Source organism: Streptomyces thermospinosisporus, assembly GCF_039526425.1.
Taxonomy (GTDB): domain Bacteria; phylum Actinomycetota; class Actinomycetes; order Streptomycetales; family Streptomycetaceae; genus Streptomyces; species Streptomyces thermocarboxydovorans.
The window spans coordinates 1-3489 of record NZ_BAAAIZ010000066.1; the positions used below are offsets into that span (position 1 = coordinate 1).

Genomic DNA, 3489 nt, shown 5'->3' on the forward strand with positions numbered 1-3489 from the left:
CTCGCCAATGCCTACCGCAACTGGCTCCAAGCCGCTTGACAGCCAATAGGAGCATCAACGGCCTTCACCACAACAGACGCATGAGGGGCGGAAGACGTTGCCCTCGGCCCCGGGAGGCCCCGAGGAGGGCGGGGCCGGGTCAGCCGTTGGTCACCACTGCCGCCTGGGGGCGGATGGGGAGGCGGTTGACCGGGCGGCCGGTGGCGGCGCGTACCGCGGAGGCGATGGCCGCCGGGGACGTCACCACCGGGACCGCGCTGACCGCCTTGGCCCCGAAGGGGGCCACCACGTCCCGCTCCTCCACCAGCTTCACGATGTGGATGTCGGGGGCGTCCAGGGCCGTGGGGAGGGCGTAGCCGGTCAGGTCGGGGTGGCGGATCACACCGCGCGGGGTGCGCAGGTTCTCGGTGAGGGCCACGCCCACACCCTGGGTCACGCCCGCCTCGATCCGCGCGGCCAGCTGCGCCGGGTTGAGCACCCGGCCCACGTCCTGGGCGACCGCCAGCTCCACCACCCGTACCGAGCCCAGCTCGATGTCGACGTCGACGACGGCCCGGACGGCGCAGAAGGACATGCCGACGAAGGCGTCGCCCTGGCCGGCCTCGTCCAGCGGCTCCGTGGGGTGGGGGCGGCACTGGGCGGTGGCCCACAGTTCCTTGCCGTCCAGCGCCTCGGCGACGGTCGTGGACAGCACCCCGTCGTACGAGGTGATCTTGCCGTCGGTGATCTGCAGCAGCTCGGCGGACATGCCGAACTTGTGGGCGAGCGGCTGGAGCAGCTGGGTGCGGACCATCTTCGCCGCGCGTTCCACCGCACCGCCCGACACCCAGGTGTGCCGGCCCCGGCAGCCCGCGCCGGCCGGCGGCTGGTCGGTGTCCACCGGCGCGACGTGCACCTCCTCGACGCCGAGCGTCTCCTGGACGATCTGCCGGGCCAGCGTGGAGAAGCCCTGGCCGGTCTCGACGGCCGCGCACAGCACGGTCGCCACTCCGCCCTGGACCTTCACCGTGGCCGTGGACACCTCGTCGGCGCCCTCCGCGCCCAGCATGTGCACCATGCCCAGGCCGTAGCCCACGCCGCGGCGCACCGCGCCCGGTTCGCCCGCGCCCTCGGGGCCGCCGGGCAGCAGCCACTCCTCCTCGGGGGTGTCCTTGGGCAGCGGCGGCAGCGGGTGGTCGCGCACGGCCTGCAGCAGCTCCGCCACCGGGGCCGGGCAGGTCACCGTCTGGCCCGTGGGCAGCACGTCGCCGGTCGCCATGGCGTTGCGCAGCCGCAGCTCGGCCGGGTCGATGCCGAGCTTCTTGGCGAGCTTGTCCATCTGCGCCTCGTGCGCGGCGCACACCTGCATCGCGCCCTCGCCGCGCACATGGCCGCTGGGCGGGTTGTTGGTGCGTACGGCCCAGCCCTCGATGAAGGCGTTCGGCACGACGTAGGGGCCGCAGGCGAAGGCGACGGCGGCGGCCAGCGCGTCGGAGGAGGTGTCGGCGTAGGCGCCCGCGTCGAGCAGGATCTGCGCCTCGACCTTGACCAGCTTGCCCTCGCTGTCGGCGTGGTGCCGGTAGCGCAGCAGGGTGGGGTGCCGGTGGGTGTGGCCGAGGAAGGACTCCTCGCGGGAGGCGGCGAGTTTCACCGGGCAGCCGGTCTTCATCGCCAGCAGCCCGAGCGGGAGCTGGAAGCTGCGGTCCTCGCGGTCGGCGGTGGCTCCGGGGACGCCGGTGACGACGACCTTGACGCGTTCGGGCTCCAGGCCGTAGCAGGCGGCGGCGGCGTCCCGGTCGGCGTGCGGGTCGGTGGACGCCAGGTACAGCTCCACGCCGCCGTCCGGGCGCGGTACGGCGAGTCCGGCCTCGGCGCCGATGGGGGCGGGGTCCTGGCGGCCGATGCGGTACGCGCCCTCCACCACGACGTCGCCGACCACGTCGGGGTCGCCGTGGCGCAGCGGGATGTGCCGGATCAGGTTGCCGTCGGGGTGCAGCGGCTCGGCCTCGAAGGCCTGCTCGGGGTCGGTGACCGGGTCGAGCACCTCGTACTCGACGATCACGGCGGCGGCGGCCATCCGGGCGGTGTCCGGGTGGTCGGCGGCGACGGCGGCGATGGGCTCGCCGTGGTGGCGCACGATCTCGGAGGCGAACACCGGGCGGTCGGCCTTGCCCCGGCCGTAGACCGGCTCGCCGGGGACGTCCTCGTGGGTGACGACGGCGCGCACCCCGGGCATCGTGCGTGCGTGGCTGGTGTCGATGGACAGGATGCGCGCGTGCGGGTGGGGCGAGCGCAGCACGGCCGCCCACAGCAGGCCCTCGGCCCACAGGTCGGCGGCGTACGGGAAGGTGCCCTCTGTCTTCGCGCGGGCGTCGGCGGGCGGCACGGAGGCGCCGAGGCCATGCGGGATGGTCTCCGGCTCGGTCAGTGCCTCGGCGGCCCGCGCGGTGGCTGCTTCGTTGCTCACGCCTGGCCTCCGTCCTGGCCGTAGGGCTGGTCGTTCGGGGGCTGGAACGCCGACGGGTTGACGCCGCCGGCGCCGGGACCCGCCTGGTGCGGGATACGGGGCTCGTCCGCCTCGGCTCCCGGCTCGGACTCGGGTGCGGTGGACGCGGCGAGGGCCTCGCGTTCGGCGACGACCTGCTTCACGGCGTCCACCACGCCCCGGTAGCCGGAGCAGCGGCACAGGTTGCCGCAGAGCGCTTGGCGGGTCTCCAGGTCGGTCGGCGCCGGGTTGCCCTCGAGCAGGTCGTGCACGGTCATCGCCATGCCCGGCACGCAGAAGCCGCACTGCACGGCACCGCACCGGGCGAGCGCCCGCTGCACGTCGGAGGGCTGCCCGTCCTGGGCGAGCCCCTCCACGGTGCGGACCTCGCTGCCGGCCGCGGTGACCGCCGGGACCAGGCAGGAGGCGACCAGCCGCCCGTCGACCTGCACGTTGCAGGCGCCGCACTCGCCCTGCGAGCAGCCGTCCTTGGCGCCCGCGAGGCCGAGCCGCTCGCGCAGCACATAGAGCAGCGACTCGCCGATCCAGGCGTCGGCGACGGGGCGGTCGGTGCCGTTGACGCGCAGCACGTAGGAGGCGAGGGGGTGGTCGTCGTACACGGGCGCGGGAAGCTGGTCCTGCGCGGGCTGAGCGCCGTCGGAGGCCTCGCCGTCGGTACCGTCCCCGTCCTGCGGGCGGCCCGAGCCGGCGTCGGGGGCCTGCTCGTCCGACGGGCGGCCGTCGGGGGCGGAGACGTCCGTGCGCTCGCCGTCGCCGGGGCGGTCGTCCGGCTCGTTCTGTGCCCGCGGCCGGCCGTCCTGCGCGGGCGGGGCGTCCTGTTCACGGCCCTGGTGAGCGGCCTCGGCGGACGCGCCCGGCTCACCGGGTGCGTCGCCGGGGCGTGCGGCGTCCTGCGGGTGCTCGCGGGACTCGCCGCGGCCGCCCTCGGCACCCGGTTCCTGGTGCGTCCCGGGCCGCCAGTGCGGCTGGCCGGAGGGCGCAGGGTAGGGCTCGGCGGCGCGCTG

Annotated in this window: 2 protein-coding genes; both read right to left on the minus strand. The window is 75.5% G+C overall.

Annotation, left to right across the window (positions count from 1 at the left end; all coding sequences use genetic code 11):
* Window positions 1-139 precede the first annotated feature (139 nt).
* Window positions 140-2446 (minus strand): xanthine dehydrogenase family protein molybdopterin-binding subunit, encoded by a 2307-nt coding sequence (locus ABD207_RS21365; protein ID WP_344014698.1) that lies wholly within the window; start codon window positions 2444-2446, stop codon window positions 140-142.
* A partial coding sequence (locus ABD207_RS21370; RefSeq protein ID WP_344014699.1) for a 2Fe-2S iron-sulfur cluster-binding protein occupies window positions 2443-3489 on the minus strand: 1047 nt, incomplete at its 5' end. The genes ABD207_RS21365 and ABD207_RS21370, both read right to left, overlap by 4 nt.